The organism is Shimia biformata, assembly GCF_016888515.1.
Taxonomy (GTDB): Bacteria; Pseudomonadota; Alphaproteobacteria; order Rhodobacterales; family Rhodobacteraceae; genus Shimia_A; species Shimia_A biformata.
On sequence record NZ_JAFEJK010000002.1, the window covers coordinates 123,234 to 138,624 of the forward strand.

Genomic DNA, 15,391 nt, shown 5'->3' on the forward strand with positions numbered 1-15,391 from the left:
TTTGGTTGCAACCGGCACATGTCCAGTCGAATTTCAGGTAACGGGTGCAGCCGTGGCGGCTGGGTTATCTTTGGGGCGCAACGGTTCGAGCATCCCGGCAAGGGCGGGATCGGCTGGCAAACCGCTGTATGCGGCAAAACTGTCGACAGCCATGAAGCGGAACATGTCGAACCCCGTCAGGCAGGACAGGCTTTGCTTGCGTGCAAGGGACAGGAACGTCGTTTCGACCGGGGTATAAACCGCGTCAAAGGCCCATTTCTGCCCCGCGACGGCCTCGGGAGGGAAGGCGCTGCGCCTGTCTGTGCCCATACCCAGCGGGGTGGCGTTGACAAGGCCGTCGGCGCTGCGGATCACCTCGGACGCATCGGCGATTGGCACGACCTGCGCCTTGGGTCCAAGCCGCGCGGCAAGCGTTTCGGCCTTGACCGGATCGGTGTCCCAGATCGTCAGGCTTTCGGCCCCAAGCGACAACAGCGCAACACCCAGCGCGCCCGCCACTCCGCCCGCGCCCGCCATGGCGGCATGTCCCGGACGCTGGTCGCCGAACCGGTCCAGCCACGCGGCCCGGAAACCGCTGAAATCGGTGTTCAAGGCCCTTGTCTCGGGCTTGAACAGCACAAGGTTCGTCGCCCCGATCCGCCGGATATCATCGTCCAGCACCGCATCCGCCCAGACTGCCGCATCCGATTTGTAGGGATGTGTCACCGACACTCCGGTCCAGCCCGCCTCGCGTAGCCGCTCAAGTTCCGCCACAAGGTCAAAATCGCGGCGGTCCGCCGTGTCGATCAGGTGGAACGCGACCTCATACCCGTGATGCGCGCCCAGCATCCCCAGCGCAGTGCCGAAGCGGGACCGGCTCAGGCCCTCTCCGATCAGGCCGCAGGTGATGGTTGTCATATGCTGACCCCCTTGGGCAGGGTCGCCGCCTCGATTTTCAAGGTCACATCCAATGCCCGCAGCCCGTCGCGGGCGCTGACACGGGGGCTGGCCCTTCCTGCGATCACATCGGCGAAATGTTCCAACTGGCGCACCAGCGGCACAGCCTCGGACACATCCAGCTGCCGCGCCTGTGGCGCCTCGTTCCAGCTGGCGGCACCGCTCCAGACGGTCAGTGACGGGAACTCAACCGCGCCCCCCGTGCAGGCGATGCGCAGCGAGTCCTGCTTGGTATGCGGGATCGCCGGGCTTTCCCCGGTCCCGGCCTCGAACCCCCAGGGCGTCGGCGTGGTGTCGGCAAAGGCAATCGACACGATCACCCCCGAGGCAAAACGCAGCACCGCGCCGCCATGTTCGGTCCGCGCCGCGCCGCGCACCGGGTTGCCGCCAATCCCGACAACCTCGTCCACGTCGCCAAACAGCCAGCACAGCATGTCGACATCATGGATCAGGTTCTGTTTCACCGGCGCGCCGTTCATCCCGGCCCGCCAGCCGATGTCGAAATACTCGTCCGGCTTGCGCATGTACCACATCAGCGACGCGCCGACCGGCTGGCCCAGTTCGCCCTCCGCGATCAGCTTTTGCAGCGCCTCGACGCGGGGATGATGGCGGCGGTGATGGCCAACCAGCACCTTGCGCCCGGTGCGCTCGGCCGCGTCTATGATGCGTTGTGCCGCGTCGCGGGTCTCGGCCAGCGGTTTTTCCACCAAGACGTCCCAGCCCCGCTCCATCGCCGCGATGGCAAGCGGGGCGTGGGTCTCGGTCGGGGTCGCGATGACCAGCCCGTCACAGGGCACATCCACAGCGTCGATATCGGCAAAACCAGGTGCGCTGTCGTGGGTGCGCCTGTTCGGGTCCGGGTCGATGATCCCGGCCAGCGTCAGGGCAGGATGCGCGTCAATATGGGCAAGGTGGCGATGGCCGATCAGCCCGGTTCCTGCAACGATCAGACGGGTCACATCACCGCTCCGATCAGCCACGGCACGAATTCGTTATCGCCAAGACCCTGCGCCTCGGATTTGCTGACTTCGCCCGAGGCGACGCGCAGGAACATCTGGTAAATCTCGCGGCCCTTCTCCTCGACACTGGTCTCGCCCGAAAGGATGGTGCCGGCATCGATATCCATGTCGTCGGGCATCCGGCTGGCAAGCGTCGAATTGGTTGCGATCTTGATCGTCGGCGCGGGTTTCGACCCGAAGGCAGAGCCGCGCCCTGTGGTGAAACAAACAAGGTTGCAGCCACCCGCGATCTGCCCGGTGACCGAGGCCGGGTCGTAGCCGGGGCTGTCCATGAAGGTGAACCCACGCGCCGTCACCGGCTCGGCGTATTTGTAGACCCCGTTCAGAGGGGACGTGCCGCCCTTGGCCGCCGCCCCCAGCGATTTTTCAAGGATGGTGGTCAGGCCGCCCTTCTTGTTGCCGGGGCTGGGATTGTTGTCCATCGAGCCCCTGTTGCGGGCGGTGTAATCCTCCCACCATCTGATCAGCCCGATCAGCTTGTCGCCGGTGGCGCGGTCGGCGGCGCGGCGGGTCAGCAGGTGTTCGGCGCCGTAAATCTCGGGCGTTTCCGCCAAAACCCCGGTGCCCCCCTGCGCCGCAAGCAGGTCGCAGGCATAGCCCAAGGCCGGGTTCGCTGTGATGCCCGACCACGCGTCCGAGCCGCCACATTGCAGCGCCACTTTCAGTTCGGAAGCCGGGCAGGGGGTCCGTTGCGCCTCGTTTGCGATGGGCAGCATGGCGCGGACCTTTTCGATCCCGGCGTCGATGGTCTTTTGCAGCCCCGCGACATTCTGGATGTTCATGGTCTGGAACAGCGGCCCCTGTTTTAGACCATAGGCCTCAAGCAGCCAGTCGATCTGGTTCATCTCACAGCCCAGACCAACCATCAGAACGCCGGCATGATTGGGGTGGCGGGCATAGCCCCACATCACCCGTTGCAGCGCCTCGAACCCTTCACCGTCGCCGCCCATGCCGCAGCCGGTGCCATGCACGAAGGCGACAACGCCATCGACATTGGGATAGGCGGCCAGTTCCGCAGGCCCAAACGAATCCGCAATCCGCCGCGCGGCGGTGGCCGAGCAGTTCACCGACGTCACCACAGCGATATAGTTGCGGGTGCCGACGCTGCCGTTCTCGCGTCGATAGCCCATGAATGTGTCCGGTTCCTTTGCCGGTGTCACGGGGCGCAGATCGGTGCCGAACTCATACTCGACCTCGGTATTGCGGAACTCGACATTGTGGGTGTGGACATGATCCCCGGCAGCGATGTCGACCGCCGCATAGCCGATCAACTGGGCGTATTTGCGCACCTCGGCCCCTTTGGGCATCGGCGTTGTCGCCACCTTGTGCCCGGACGGGATCGCCTCGCGGGTGGTCAGGTCTTCGACCTGCGATCCGGCCGCAAGCATTTGGGTGGCGGTGACCACCGTGTCGCTCGCGTCAAGCCGAACGTAGTTTTGCATGTCTTGCTCCATTCCGCGCCGGCCAGTGCTTGGCCGGCGCAGGCAGTTTAAGGCGTCACAGAAGAATTGCGATGATCGGCGGCCAGATCAGCAGGACCGAAAGCGCCAGAAGCTGGATGCCGATGAAGGGCAGGAACCCTTTGAAGATATCGGTCAGCGAGATATGCGGCGGCGCCACGGATTTCAGATAAAACGCGGCCGGACCAAAGGGGGGCGATAGGAAACTGACCTGCATGTTCATACAGAACAACACCCCGAACCAGATCGACAGCTGGCTGCGCTGCAATTCACCAAACAGCCCGATTTCCTCGATCGGCAGGCGCTGCACGATGGGCAGGAAGACCGGGATGATCAGCAACACGATCCCGACCCAGTCCATGAAGGCGCCCATGAACAGCAGGATCAGCATCATGATCAGAAGGATGCCCATGGTCGGCAGGTCCGACCCGGTGATCAGGTTGGCGATATAGGTCGGGCCGCCCGCAATCGTATAGGCCCCCGACAGCGCCGCCGCGCCGATCGTCACCCAGATGATCGTGCCGGTCGACTTCAGCGTCCGCATCAGGCTGTCCCACAAGAGGTCCCAAGATGCCTCGCGCCGGATGATCGCCAGAACCAGCACGGCAAACGCGCCCATGCCCGCGGCCTCGGTGATGCCGGTGATACCCATATAGATCGAGCCCAGAACGACGCCGATGATGATGATTGGCGGCACCAGCCCTTTGCCCATCTCCCAGCCGGTCTTGGTGCGTTCGCGGCCAAAGACAAAGAAGATCAAGAGCAGCGCGACGACCACGGTGCCAACGAACCACGGCAGGTAATCCAATGTGCCAAAGCGGATCGGATCGCCGGTCTTGGCGGCGTTCTGGCCGCTCAGTTCGAAGAACAGGACACGCAGGCTGAAGAAGGTCCAGAACCCCGCGATCAGCGTGCAGAGGAACCCGCCGAACAGCATCAGCTTTTCCCTGCCGCGCGGCTGCGCATCCAACTCGGCCTTTTCCGCCTCAAGACGCGCGCGCTTGGTGTCCTCGCCTGGGGCAAGCTCGGCCAGTTCCTTGCTCAACCGTTCCTCGGCCAGCGGCGCGTGATGCGGGTTCAGCTGGGTGCGGATGATGATGTAGATGATGATGAAGCTCGCCAGCATGAAACCGGGGATGAAGGACGCGGTGAACAGCGCCTTGATCGAGGTCTCGGTGATCAGCCCATAGATGATCAGCACGATCGAGGGCGGGATCATCGTCCCCAGCGACCCCGAGGCACAGATCGTCCCGATGGCAAGGTTCTGGTTATAGCCCAGCCGCAACATCTGCGGCAGCGCGATCAGGCCCAGAAGCACAACCTCGCCGCCGATAATGCCCGACATCGCCGCCATGATCACCGCCATCAGCGAGGTCACGATAGCAATGCCGCCACGGGTGCGGTTCAGCCAGACATTGAGCGAGTCATACATCGACTTGGCGATGCCCGACCGTTCCAGCAGCGCGGCCATGAAGATGAACAGCGGAATGGAGATGAGGACATAATCCGTCAAAAGCCCGTATATCTTCTGCGCCAGGATATTCAGCGGCCCCGATCCGGGTCGCCCGGTCAGGATGCCATCGCCAAAGGCAAATGGGTTGGTCAGAAGCGCCGGCTCGAACTTCATCACAAGGACAAGCACGGCAAGGATGGCCGAGGCAAAACCAAGCGGCATGCCGATCGCCAGAAGGACAATCAGGCCCAGCATGAGGACCAGCGAAATGGTTCCGATATCCATCAGCTTTTGCTCCCGATGCTGGACTGGATCTTGCCGCGGGTGACGTCTTCGTCGCCCACTCCAGATGCGCCCACCGCTTCCCGCAGGCGGCGCAGTTCGTCTTCGTCAATATCGTCGGCGGCGGAATGCTCGACCGGTTCGGCGTTCCAATCCGAGATCAGGTTGATCACGGCCTGCACCGCAACCAGCGAGATCACGATCAGAACAGCAGGTTTCAGCGTTGCCGGGATCGGCGGGTCAAAGGCAGTGCCGAAGGTCTCCCAGCGATAGAACTTGTCAAACGCCTCGCCATAGCCGCCATAGACCAGGAAGAAGGCGAAGGTCAGGATCAACAGGACCGAGATCGTGTCACAGGTCCGCTGCGCCCAGCGGGGCATCAGGTCATAGATCAGGAAGATGCGGATATGGCTGCGCTGCTGCATGGCATAAAGCCCGGCAGTCAGAAAGATGAACCCGGCCAGCCACAGGCTGAGTTCGTTGGCCCACAGCGTCGCGGCGTTCATGATATAGCGCACGAAGACCTCGTACAGCATGACCGAACACAGGCAGACGATCATCATCATCGTCACGCGGCCGATGAACACGGCCAGCCGGTCCGCCGGACGCCAGCTTTCAAATTCCATCGCGGCGCGGCGCACCGTCATCACACCGATGACCGTCAGCACCGGCACAAGGATCAGCGAAAGCCAATCCACGATATCGGCGAAACCGCCAAACAGACCCGGCAGGTTCGGCGCGACATCGTTGCGCTTGAACAGGGCGCTCAGCTTGTCGAACTGAGACGGGTCGTCGGGTGGTAAGAAATCCAGAATAAACGCCGGGATGTGCCAAACCAGCCAACCCGCGCTTGCGATGAAGGCCATTGGAACAACCCACTCGATGAGGCTGCCGGAACGCTGTTGCATGAAATCCCCTTTCTACAGGCCTTCTGAGGACCTGCAGATATAGTTCGGGGCCCGCCATCATGCGGACCCCGTTTTTTGTTTTGGGTTTACTGGGAAGCCAGGCCCAGTTGGGTCAGGTACGCCATATGTGCATCAACCAGAGCCTTGGCTTCCGGCGTGTCGGCGAACTCGGGCCAGGTGGACTGCGCCGCGGCGCGGAACTTGGCCAGCTCTTCCGGTGCCCATTGCGACAGAGTCACACCATCGGCGCGCAGCTTGGCGGCGGCTTCGGCGTTCTTCTTCTCAAAGGTCAGCGCGGTGCGCAGGGCCAGGGCTTCCATGGCAACCTTCATGATCTTCTGGTGATGCGCGGGCATCGCGTCGAAGACGGCCTTGTTACACGCCAGGTGGTCCGACGGCATCGAGTGGAAGCCGGGGAAGTTGGCGTATTTCACGATGTCATACAGGCCCAGACCGACGTTGTTGGCCAGACCCGATGCGTCCGCACCGTCGATGATGCCGGTTTCAAGCGCGGTGAAGATCTCGGTAAAGTCCATCACGATCGGCTTGGCGCCCAGCTTTTCGAAGATCTTGGTTTCCATGCCCGGAGGCGAACGGAATTTCCAGTCCTTGAAGTCGGCCACTTTCTCGATCGGCTTCGACGAAGCAAAGCTTTCCTGACCATAGACCCACCAGCCGATCAGCTCCATGCCGTACTTGTTGTAAAGCGGTGCCGCAGCTTCGAGGCCGCCACCGAAATACAGCCAGCTCAGCTGCTGATAGGGGGTGTCATAGCCGCCCATGATGTCGCCGACGAACTGGAACGCCGAGTTCTTGCCGGTCTGGTAGCCACCGCCGGTCATGTCGCAGTCCAGGATGCCCGTTGCGGCAGCGTCGAAGGTTTCGACCGACTTCACAACCGAGGACGAATAGAACATTTCGACTTCGATTTCGCCGTTCGACATCGTCTGGATATCGTCAATGTATTGCGCCGCCAGCTTGCCGGACACGGTTTCCGGCGCATAGTGCGTCTGGATGCGCAGTTTCGATGTTTCTGCCGATGCCGCCCCGGCGACAAGAGCAACCGCGCTGACAGCCGCGGCCGCCAAATGAGTGAATTTCATATCTTTCCTCCCTTAGGGTTCATTGCCCCGCGTCCTCGCAGTTTTCGTGTCTTCGGCGGGCCAAGCGAGAGGGAGCCTAGCAATGGTTGCCATCCACGCCAAGGAAAATTTCAGAATTCGAATTAATTTTGAAAATTCTTGAAATCTTCGAAACTTCCAATAGGGTGGCGGTTTGAACGACCTGGGTCTGAGAAAAATGAAAACCGATACTGCCGACATCTATGACGATTTGCAGCGCAAGCTGATGACGGCGGTATTCAAGCCTGGCGAAAAGCTAAAACCGGCAAGTTTGCAAGGCGATTACGGCGTTTCGTCCAATACGGTGCGGGACGTGCTGATGCGGCTTTTGCCCTCGGGTCTTGTCGAATTCGAGGAACAGCGCGGGTTCCGCGCGACCCCTTCGTCCGAGACCCGCCGCCGCGATGTCACCCGGTTTCGAATCATGCTGGAACAAGAGGGCTGCACCCTGTCGATCCAGAAAGGCGGCCTTGAATGGGAGGCTTCGCTGACAGCCGCCCATCACAAGCTCAGCCATATCGAGCGTCAGATCGCCCGCGATTCGGACCTTGGCGAACACGCCCATGTCTGGTCGGATGCCGAGCTTGGCTTTCACACCGCGCTGATCTCGGCCTGCGATTCGCCGCTTCTGATGCAGACCTTCTCGCGGGTCTACGCACTGTTTCGCCAGCAGGTCGTTGGCGTGAACCGGGACTTTGGCACCAACTATTTCGAGGCCATCATCAGCGAGCACAAGGACATCGTCGATGCCGCCCTTGCCCGTGATGTCGGTGCCGCGCGCGAGGCGATTTACCGCCATATGGCGCGCTCGTTGTGACGATGAGCAGGGCGGGGGGATTGGCCGGGGCGCTCCGGTGTGGTCAGCCTTTTTCAGGCAATCCGTTCCGGTCGCGCAATTCCAGGTACAGCGCGGAATGGTCCCAGTCGCCGCCGCCCATTTCGGTACAAAGCCGGGCAAACCGATCGCGCACCCCGTCGACCGCCGGCAGGGTGATACCTGTGGCCGTGGCCTCGGCCAGAACGTTATCGAGGTCCTTCAGCTGCAGGCGCGACAACCCGCCGGGGGCAAAATCGCCATTGGTCATGCGCGCGCCATGCTGTTGCAGGATGGTGCTGTCGGCAAACCCGCCCTTCAGCGCCTCGCGCACCGCCGCGGGATCGGCCCCGCCTTCCGTCAGCATCAGCATCGCTTCGGCCACGGCGGAAATTGTGACCGCGACGATGGCCTGGTTTGCCAGCTTCGCCAGTTGCCCCGCGCCCGCAGGCCCGACCAGCACCGGGCGGCCCATCGCGGCCAGCACATCCGTCACCTCAGAGAGAACCCCGGCCTCTCCGCCGACCATGATTGCCAGCGTACCCGCCTCGGCCCCCTTGGTGCCGCCCGAGACCGGCGCATCCAGATGCCGGACCCCGATCGCGGCAAGACCGGCGGACTGCGCCCGCGCCTCTTCCGGCTTGGCCGAACACATGTCGATCCAGACCGCGCCACGCCTCAGCGCCGCCTGTGTGCCCGGATCGGACTGCACCGCGCCCGTCGCCGGCCCGTCCGCCAGAATCGAGATCACCACATCCGCGCCCGCTACCGCCTCGGCAGCGGTTGATGCCACCCGCGCGCCATCCGCCCGCAACGGCTCGGCCTTGGGCTGGGTCCGGTTCCACGCGGTGACGTCAAACCCGGCCTTCAACAGGTTGCGCGCCATATGCGCCCCCATCAGCCCGGTGCCCAGGAATGCAATTTTCATCGGTTTCGATCCTTTAGAGAGAAGCGGTAATGCCGCCGTCCACATGCAGCGTGTGCCCGTTGACGAAGCTCGCGGCATCGGAACTGAGGAAGACCGCCGCGCCGACCAGTTCCTCGACATTGCCCCATCGCCCTGCCGGGGTGCGTTTCTCCAGCCAGTCGGTAAAGGCGGGATCGTCGATCAGGGCCTGATTGAGCGGGGTCTTGAAATAGCCCGGCGCGATGGCGTTCACCTGCAACCCATGCCGCGCCCAGTCGGTCGCCATGCCGCGCGTCAGGTTGCGCATGGCGCCCTTGGTGGCGGTATAGGGCGCGATGCCCGGCCGCGCCAATTCGCTTTGCACCGAGGCGATATTCACGATCCGGCCCCGGCCGCGCGCAATCATCGCCCGCGCCACGACCTGACCAACCAGAAAGGCGCTTTTGACGTTGGTCTCAAAAAGCGCGTCCCATTTGTCTTCGGGGAAATCCTCAAGCGGGGTGCGGAACTGCATCCCGGCGTTGTTGATCAGGATGTCGATCGGGCCGGTCGCTTCGATCGCGCCCACGGCGGCGCGCACGGCAGCGCCGTCGGTGACGTCGAAACAAGCGGTCGAGACCTCGGCCCCTTCGCCACGCAATTCGTCCGCAGCCGCCTCAAGCCGGTCGGCATTTCGCGCGTTCAGCACCACCGCCGCGCCATGCTGCGCCAGCCCCCGTGCCAGCGCCAACCCGATTCCCATGCTGGACCCGGTAATCAGCGCCGTCCTGCCGCTCAGATCGAATATCCCGCTCATTTCGGCCCCTCCCTTGCTTGCGCCCACCATAGGTCCGGCCCGCAAGAGAAGCCAACCGCCTTTGCATCCCGCACCTCAACGCCCGACCACAGGAGGTAACCCAATGTCCAAACCCCAGCTTTTGCAGATCGGCAATATCACCGACCGGATGCGCGCCCGGCTTGAAGCCGAGTTTGACGTGACCCGCCTGTTCGCCACGCCCGAGGCAGATCGCCCCGCGCTTCTGGCCGAAAAGGGTGCGGATTTTGTCGCCGTGGCCACCGATGGGCACTGGGGCGTGCCGGGGTATGTCTTTGATGCCCTGCCGAACCTCAAGGTGATCTCGTCCTATGGTGTCGGCTATGACGCCATCGACGTGGACCGCGCCGTGGCCCGGGGCATCATCGTCTCGCATACGCCGGATGTGCTGAATGATGAGGTCGCCGATACCGCGACCCTGCTGTGGCTCGCCACCTATCGCCGCCTGATCCCCGCCGACCGGTGGGTCCGCAAGGGCGCGTGGGAGGAAAAGGGCGCGTTCCCGCTGACCCGGTCCGTCCGAGGCACCAAGGTCGGTATCGTCGGGCTGGGCCGGATCGGGCAGACCATCGCCGATCGGGTACAGGCCTTTGGAGCCTCGGTGGTCTATCACTCGCGCAGCCCCAAGCCGGTGGACCTTGAATATTTCTCCAACCTCAAGGACATGGCCGCCGCCTGCGATGCCCTGATCGTGATCACCCCCGGCGGCGCCGCCACCCGCCACCTTGTCAATGCCGAGGTGCTGGACGTGCTGGGCCCGGACGGGGTTCTGGTCAATGTCGCGCGCGGCTCGGTCGTGGATGAACCCGCCCTTGTCGCTGCGCTGGAACAGGGGCGGCTCGGTGGGGCAGGGCTGGATGTGTTCGACGCCGAACCCAAGGTGCCGGACGCGCTCAAACGCATGGAAAACGTCGTCCTCACCCCGCATGTCGGCTCGGCCACGGTCGAGACCCGACAGGCGATGGGCGACCTGACTTGTGACAACCTCTCGCAATATCTCAAGGACGGGACCGTGCTGACGCCGGTGCCCGAATGCCGCCACCTATGACCAAGATCACCTCAGTCGACGCCCGCCTGTTTCATGTCCCGCTGGACGAAGTGCTGGTGGATGCCAAGCATGGCGACCACCACCATTTCGAACTTGTGACCGCGACCGTGACGCTGGCCGATGGCAGCACCGGCACGGGCTATACCTATACCGGCGGCAAGGGCGGATACGCGATCAAGGCAATGATCGACCATGACCTTGCCCCGTTCCTGATCGGACAGGACGCGGAGGCGGTCGAGGCGCTGTATGATGCGATGCAGTGGCATGTGCATTACGTCGCGCGTGGCGGCATCGCCAGTTTCGCGATCTCGGCGGTGGATATCGCGCTGTGGGACCTGCGCGGGAAGGCGACCGGGCAATCGCTGGCGCAGATGGCGGGCGGAGCGTCCGACCGGTGCCGCGCCTATTGTGGCGGCATCGACCTTGGCTTTGACCTGCCCAAGCTGCTGGACAGTATCCGGGGCTACCTTGAGGCCGGGTTCAACGGCGTCAAGATCAAGATCGGCCAGCCGACGCTGGATCAGGACCTGACCCGCATCGCCGCCGTGCGTGAGCTGATCGGGCCGAACATCGCCTTTGCCGTCGACGCCAATTACTCGATGACCGAGGCACAGGCCCGCGACGCGGTTGCCGCCTTCGAACCTTTTGACCTTTTGTGGTTCGAGGAACCGATGATCCCCGACGATTACGACGCCTATGGGCGGCTTTCCAAAGTCAGCAAAGTGCCGCTGGCCATGGGCGAGAACCTGCACACGATCCACGAATTCGAATATGCCGTCGACCGTGCCGGGCTTTCGTTCCTGCAACCGGACGCCAGCAATTGCGGCGGGATCACGGGCTGGCTGCAGGTGGCGGAGCTATCGCGCAAGGCCGGGCTTCCGATCTGCAGCCACGGTATGCAGGAACTGCATGTCAGCCTGGTCTCGGGACAGCCCAATGCCGGGCTGATCGAGGTCCACTCCTTCCCCATCGACCGCTACACCAAGCGCCCGTTGCGGGTTGAAAACCACATGGCACTGGCCCCGGCGACGCCGGGCACCGGGGTCGAATTTGACTGGGGTCGTCTTGCGGCCTTCCGAAAGGACTGAGTGCAACACGGATTGACGGGAACAGGGACATGACACCCAACAGACTGAAACGCGCATGGGCCGAGGGCCGGACAACGCTGAACGGCTGGCTCGCGATCGGCAACGCCTTCTCGGCCGAGATCATGGCCGATGCAGGGTTTGATTGCCTGACAATAGACCTGCAACACGGGTTCCTTGACTACAGTGACGTCAAGGGGATGTTTCAGGCCATGCGCGCCAGCGGTGTCACCCCGATGGCGCGCGCGCCGTGGCGCGAACCGGGTATCGTGATGAAGCTTCTGGATGCTGGTGCCTTTGGCGTCATCTGCCCGATGATTAATACGCCGGAAGAGGCCGCCGACCTTGTCTCGATGGTGCGTTACCCGCCGCTCGGCACCCGTAGCTTCGGCCCCACCCGTGTCAATTTCGCCGCCGGTCCCGACTATGCGGCCCATGCCAATGACGAGGTCATGGTCATCGCGATGATCGAAACCGCCGAGGCTTTTGCCAACCTCGACGCGATCTGCGCCACACCGGGGCTTGATGGCGTCTACATAGGTCCCGCTGACCTGACCCTGAGCCTGTCGAACGGCGCGTTGCCCGCCGGTCTGGACCGGGAAGAACCCGAGATGATCGAGGCGATCCAGACCATTCTGGCCGCCGCGAAGCGGGCCGGGATCGGTACGATCCTGCATTGCGGCACGCCGGAATACGGCGCCCGCGCAGTCGGCTGGGGCTGTGACATGGTTACCATCGCGGCCGATGTCTCGCTTCTTTCGGCAGGGTCGAAGGCGGCGGTTGCCAGAACACGGGCCCTTCTTGGGGGCGACGGACAAGGGGATGCGGACGGCTCCCCTTCGAGCTATTGAATGAAAGGTTTGGGACGTGAAACGACTATTGATCACCGGCGCGGCAGGCACCCTTGGCGGGTTTGCCCGTGAACATCTGGCCGGGTTCGCCGATGAGCTGCGCCTGAGCGATGTCACCCCCGTCACTGACCTGGCCCAGCACGAGACTTTCGTCGCCGCCGACCTCGGTGACAAGGACGCGGTCGAAGAGGTCGTCCGGGGCTGTGACGGCATCGTGCATTTTGGCGGCATCAGCGTCGAGAAGGGCTTCGACCTGATCGAACGCGCCAATCTGCGCGGGGTCTTCAACCTTTATGAAGCCGCCCGCAAGCATGGTAACCCGCGCATCATATTCGCCTCTTCGAACCACGCCATCGGCTTTTACCCGCAGGGGCAGCGCATCGACGCTGATGCTCCGCCTCTGTCGGACGGCCTTTATGGCGCCTCCAAGGTCTATGGTGAGCAGCTGGCGGTGCTTTACTGGCAGAAATTCGGGGTCGAAACGGCGCGTGTGCGCATCGGCTCTTGTGTGCCGAAACCGCTGAACCGGCGGATGCTGTCGACCTGGCTCAGTCCGCGCGACATGTTCGGCCTTGCAAAATGCTGTTTCGCCGTGCCGGAACTGGGCTGCCCGGTGGTCTATGGCGCGTCGCATTCCGATACGTCCTGGTGGGACAACAGCAAGGTCGCCTACCTAGGCTGGACCCCGCAGGACAGCGCCGAGACCTACCGCGCCGAGGTCGAGGCCGCCCATCCGCCTGAGACCGTGCCAGAGGACGAAAGCCGCTTTCAGGGCGGAGTTTTCACCGCTTATCCGATTTACCAATCCTGATCCCGGCGCACCGCCTGCGGTGCCGCACCCGATCAGGTCACCCAACGCAGACAAGGACAAGATGGGATGACAGACCAGACAATCACCGCCGCCTTTTATCGTGGCGACAAGAGCTTTGCGGTGGAAGCGACCGCCCCGAAACAGCCCGGTCCGGGCGAAGTTGCCGTGCGCATCGCCTATTGCGGCATCTGCGGCACCGACATGCATGTCTATCACGGCAACATGGACGCCCGCGTCGGCCTGAACCGCATCATCGGCCACGAGATGTCGGGCACCGTGGCCGCCTGCGGCGAGGGCGTCTCGGGCTTCGAGGTTGGCCAGAAGGTTGTCGTGAGGCCCCTGGACCATTGCGGCGACTGCCCCGCCTGCAACGCAGGTCATCAGCACATCTGCCACAAGCTCAAGTTCCTCGGACTCGACACCGATGGCGCGATGCAGGAAATCTGGACCGTGCCGGCGCATACGCTGCACCTGTTGCCCGATGAGCTGCGCCTTGACCATGCGGCGTTGATCGAACCGGTTGCCGTGGCCTGCCATGACGTGCGTCTCTCGGGGCTGCAACCCGGCGAGGACGTGGTTGTCATCGGCGGCGGTCCCATCGGCATTCTTGTCGCCATGGTTGCCCGTGACGCGGGCGGCAAGGTCGTGATCTCGGAGGTGAACCCTCACCGCCTTGCCATTGCGCAGAAACTGGGCTTCGACACGGTGAACCCGGCCGAACAGGACCTCAAGGCACAGATCAACACCCGTACCGCCGACAAGGGCGCCGACGTGGTGTTCGAGGTCTCGGGCACCCAACCCGGCGTCGACGCCATGACCGCCGTCGCCGCCACCCGCGCGCGCATCGTCATGGTCGCGATCCACGCAACAAAGCCCCAGATCGACCTGTTCCAGTTCTTCTGGCGAGAGCTGAAGCTGATCGGCGCACGGGTCTATGAGGGCGAGGATTACGAAAAGGCCATTGCCATCATCACCTCGGGCGGCGTCGATGCCGAAACGGTCATCACCGATGTCAGCCCTCTGTCCGACATCCAGGCCGCGTTCGAAGCGCTCGACCGCAGCCCCACTGCCATGAAAAGCCTGATCAAGGTAGGAGAAGACGCATGACAAACCCCTTCGATTTGACCGGCAAAACCGCCCTTGTGACGGGCTGCAAACGCGGCATCGGGCGCGGCATGGCTGAAGCGCTGGCCGCCGCAGGGGCCGACATCGTTGGCGTCAGCGCGTCGTTGGAGCTTTCGGGCAGCGAGATCGAGAAATCCGTGACTGCCATGGGCCGCAGCTTCACCGCCTATCAATGCGATTTCTCGGACCGCGCGGCGGTGCTGGCTTTCGCCGCGCAGCTTGAGGCCGACGGGGTGAAGCCGGATATCCTTGTCAACAACGCCGGCACGATCAAACGCAAACCCGCCGCCGAACATCCCGACGACTGGTGGGACGAGGTGATCGAGGTGAACCTTTCGGCGCAGTTCGTCCTCAGCCGCGAGGTCGGGCGGGGCATGGTTGAGCGCGGGTCGGGCAAGATCATCTTCACCGCGTCCTTGCTGACCTTCCAGGGCGGCATCACCGTGCCGGGCTATGCTGCGTCAAAAGGTGGGATCGGGCAGTTGACCAAGGCGCTGGCCAATGAATGGGCCGGCAAGGGGGTCAACGTCAACGCCATCGCGCCGGGATACATCGCCACGGACAACACGCAGGCGCTGCAGGATGATCCGGTCCGCTCGAAGGCGATCCTCGAACGCATCCCGCAGGGTCGCTGGGGCACGCCTGCCGACTTTGGCGGCCCTGCCGTGTTCCTTGCCTCTGCCGCGTCGGATTACGTCAACGGCGAAATCCTCGTCGTCGATGGCGGCTGGATGGGGCGGTAAGCCCCGGAAACAAA

At 63.4% G+C, this 15,391-nt stretch carries 15 protein-coding genes; 7 read left to right on the forward strand and 8 right to left on the reverse strand.

What is annotated here, in order from left to right:
• Positions 1-33 precede the first annotated feature (33 nt).
• The 6 genes from JQ863_RS15805 to JQ863_RS15830 all read right to left on the reverse strand — a co-directional run bounded on the left by JQ863_RS15805 (position 34) and on the right by JQ863_RS15830 (position 7,161).
• Positions 34-897: a shikimate dehydrogenase family protein gene (locus JQ863_RS15805; protein WP_204115298.1), complete on the reverse strand. Its 864-nt coding sequence runs from the start codon at positions 895-897 to the stop codon at positions 34-36.
• Positions 894-1,895, reverse strand: coding sequence for a Gfo/Idh/MocA family oxidoreductase (locus JQ863_RS15810; RefSeq protein WP_204115299.1), 1,002 nt, complete (start codon positions 1,893-1,895; stop codon positions 894-896). The genes JQ863_RS15805 and JQ863_RS15810 overlap by 4 nt, the downstream gene beginning before the upstream one ends.
• Complete coding sequence (locus JQ863_RS15815) at positions 1,892-3,397, reverse strand: UxaA family hydrolase (protein WP_204115300.1); 1,506 nt, start codon at positions 3,395-3,397, stop codon at positions 1,892-1,894. Before JQ863_RS15815 ends, JQ863_RS15810 begins: the two co-directional genes overlap by 4 nt.
• Before the next feature lie 55 nt (positions 3,398-3,452).
• Positions 3,453-5,153, reverse strand: a complete 1,701-nt coding sequence (locus JQ863_RS15820) for a TRAP transporter large permease (protein WP_204115301.1) — start codon at positions 5,151-5,153, stop codon at positions 3,453-3,455.
• The gene (locus JQ863_RS15825) at positions 5,153-6,058 is read right to left on the reverse strand and encodes a TRAP transporter small permease subunit (RefSeq protein WP_204115302.1); all 906 of its coding nucleotides are present in this window, start codon (positions 6,056-6,058) and stop codon (positions 5,153-5,155) included. Before JQ863_RS15825 ends, JQ863_RS15820 begins: the two co-directional genes overlap by 1 nt.
• A gap of 86 nt (positions 6,059-6,144) precedes the next feature.
• Positions 6,145-7,161 (reverse strand): TRAP transporter substrate-binding protein, encoded by a 1,017-nt coding sequence (locus JQ863_RS15830; RefSeq protein WP_204115303.1) that lies wholly within the window; start codon positions 7,159-7,161, stop codon positions 6,145-6,147.
• A 196-nt stretch (positions 7,162-7,357) separates the two neighbouring features.
• Here JQ863_RS15830 and JQ863_RS15835 point away from each other — a divergent pair, with 196 nt between their 5' ends.
• Positions 7,358-7,996, forward strand: a complete 639-nt coding sequence (locus JQ863_RS15835; RefSeq protein ID WP_204115304.1) for a GntR family transcriptional regulator — start codon at positions 7,358-7,360, stop codon at positions 7,994-7,996.
• Positions 7,997-8,039: 43 nt separating this feature from the next.
• Here JQ863_RS15835 and JQ863_RS15840 read toward each other — a convergent pair whose 3' ends face one another.
• Together JQ863_RS15840 and JQ863_RS15845 are read right to left on the reverse strand one after the other, a co-directional pair.
• Positions 8,040-8,921, reverse strand: a complete 882-nt coding sequence (locus JQ863_RS15840; protein ID WP_239113497.1) for an NAD(P)-dependent oxidoreductase — start codon at positions 8,919-8,921, stop codon at positions 8,040-8,042.
• 13 nt (positions 8,922-8,934) lie between these two features.
• Positions 8,935-9,696 carry an SDR family oxidoreductase gene (locus JQ863_RS15845; protein WP_204115306.1) on the reverse strand — a complete coding sequence of 254 codons (762 nt, stop codon included), beginning with the start codon at positions 9,694-9,696 and terminating at the stop codon, positions 8,935-8,937.
• A 103-nt stretch (positions 9,697-9,799) separates the two neighbouring features.
• Between JQ863_RS15845 and JQ863_RS15850 the strand changes: the two genes are divergently transcribed.
• The 6 genes from JQ863_RS15850 (at position 9,800) to JQ863_RS15875 (ending at position 15,377) form a co-directional block, all read left to right on the forward strand.
• Entirely contained in the window at positions 9,800-10,762 is a 963-nt protein-coding gene (locus JQ863_RS15850; protein ID WP_204115307.1) for a 2-hydroxyacid dehydrogenase, read from the forward strand.
• Positions 10,759-11,850, forward strand: a complete 1,092-nt coding sequence (locus JQ863_RS15855; RefSeq protein WP_204115308.1) for a mandelate racemase/muconate lactonizing enzyme family protein — start codon at positions 10,759-10,761, stop codon at positions 11,848-11,850. The genes JQ863_RS15850 and JQ863_RS15855 overlap by 4 nt, the downstream gene beginning before the upstream one ends.
• Before the next feature lie 29 nt (positions 11,851-11,879).
• Entirely contained in the window at positions 11,880-12,698 is an 819-nt protein-coding gene (locus tag JQ863_RS15860) for an HpcH/HpaI aldolase family protein (RefSeq protein ID WP_204115309.1), read from the forward strand.
• A gap of 16 nt (positions 12,699-12,714) precedes the next feature.
• Positions 12,715-13,509, forward strand: coding sequence for an NAD-dependent epimerase/dehydratase family protein (locus tag JQ863_RS15865; protein WP_204115310.1), 795 nt, complete (start codon positions 12,715-12,717; stop codon positions 13,507-13,509).
• A 66-nt stretch (positions 13,510-13,575) separates the two neighbouring features.
• On the forward strand, positions 13,576-14,616 hold the full coding sequence (locus tag JQ863_RS15870) for a zinc-dependent alcohol dehydrogenase (RefSeq protein WP_204115311.1): 1,041 nt from the start codon (positions 13,576-13,578) through the stop codon (positions 14,614-14,616).
• The gene (locus tag JQ863_RS15875) at positions 14,613-15,377 is read left to right on the forward strand and encodes an SDR family oxidoreductase (RefSeq protein WP_204115312.1); all 765 of its coding nucleotides are present in this window, start codon (positions 14,613-14,615) and stop codon (positions 15,375-15,377) included. The genes JQ863_RS15870 and JQ863_RS15875 overlap by 4 nt, the downstream gene beginning before the upstream one ends.
• The last annotated feature ends 14 nt before the right edge of the window (positions 15,378-15,391 follow it).

Coding starts and splice junctions, on each gene's coding strand:
- JQ863_RS15845 (WP_204115306.1), bottom strand. CDS start 9,696: ATGAGCGGGATATTCGATCTGAGCGGCAGGACGGCGCTGATTACCGGG.
- JQ863_RS15840 (WP_239113497.1), bottom strand. CDS start 8,921: ATGAAAATTGCATTCCTGGGCACCGGGCTGATGGGGGCGCATATGGCG.
- JQ863_RS15830 (WP_204115303.1), bottom strand. CDS start 7,161: ATGAAATTCACTCATTTGGCGGCCGCGGCTGTCAGCGCGGTTGCTCTT.
- JQ863_RS15825 (WP_204115302.1), bottom strand. CDS start 6,058: ATGCAACAGCGTTCCGGCAGCCTCATCGAGTGGGTTGTTCCAATGGCC.
- JQ863_RS15855 (WP_204115308.1), top strand. CDS start 10,759: ATGACCAAGATCACCTCAGTCGACGCCCGCCTGTTTCATGTCCCGCTG.
- JQ863_RS15820 (WP_204115301.1), bottom strand. CDS start 5,153: ATGGATATCGGAACCATTTCGCTGGTCCTCATGCTGGGCCTGATTGTC.
- JQ863_RS15805 (WP_204115298.1), bottom strand. CDS start 897: ATGACAACCATCACCTGCGGCCTGATCGGAGAGGGCCTGAGCCGGTCC.
- JQ863_RS15860 (WP_204115309.1), top strand. CDS start 11,880: ATGACACCCAACAGACTGAAACGCGCATGGGCCGAGGGCCGGACAACG.
- JQ863_RS15815 (WP_204115300.1), bottom strand. CDS start 3,397: ATGCAAAACTACGTTCGGCTTGACGCGAGCGACACGGTGGTCACCGCC.
- JQ863_RS15835 (WP_204115304.1), top strand. CDS start 7,358: ATGAAAACCGATACTGCCGACATCTATGACGATTTGCAGCGCAAGCTG.
- JQ863_RS15870 (WP_204115311.1), top strand. CDS start 13,576: ATGACAGACCAGACAATCACCGCCGCCTTTTATCGTGGCGACAAGAGC.
- JQ863_RS15850 (WP_204115307.1), top strand. CDS start 9,800: ATGTCCAAACCCCAGCTTTTGCAGATCGGCAATATCACCGACCGGATG.
- JQ863_RS15875 (WP_204115312.1), top strand. CDS start 14,613: ATGACAAACCCCTTCGATTTGACCGGCAAAACCGCCCTTGTGACGGGC.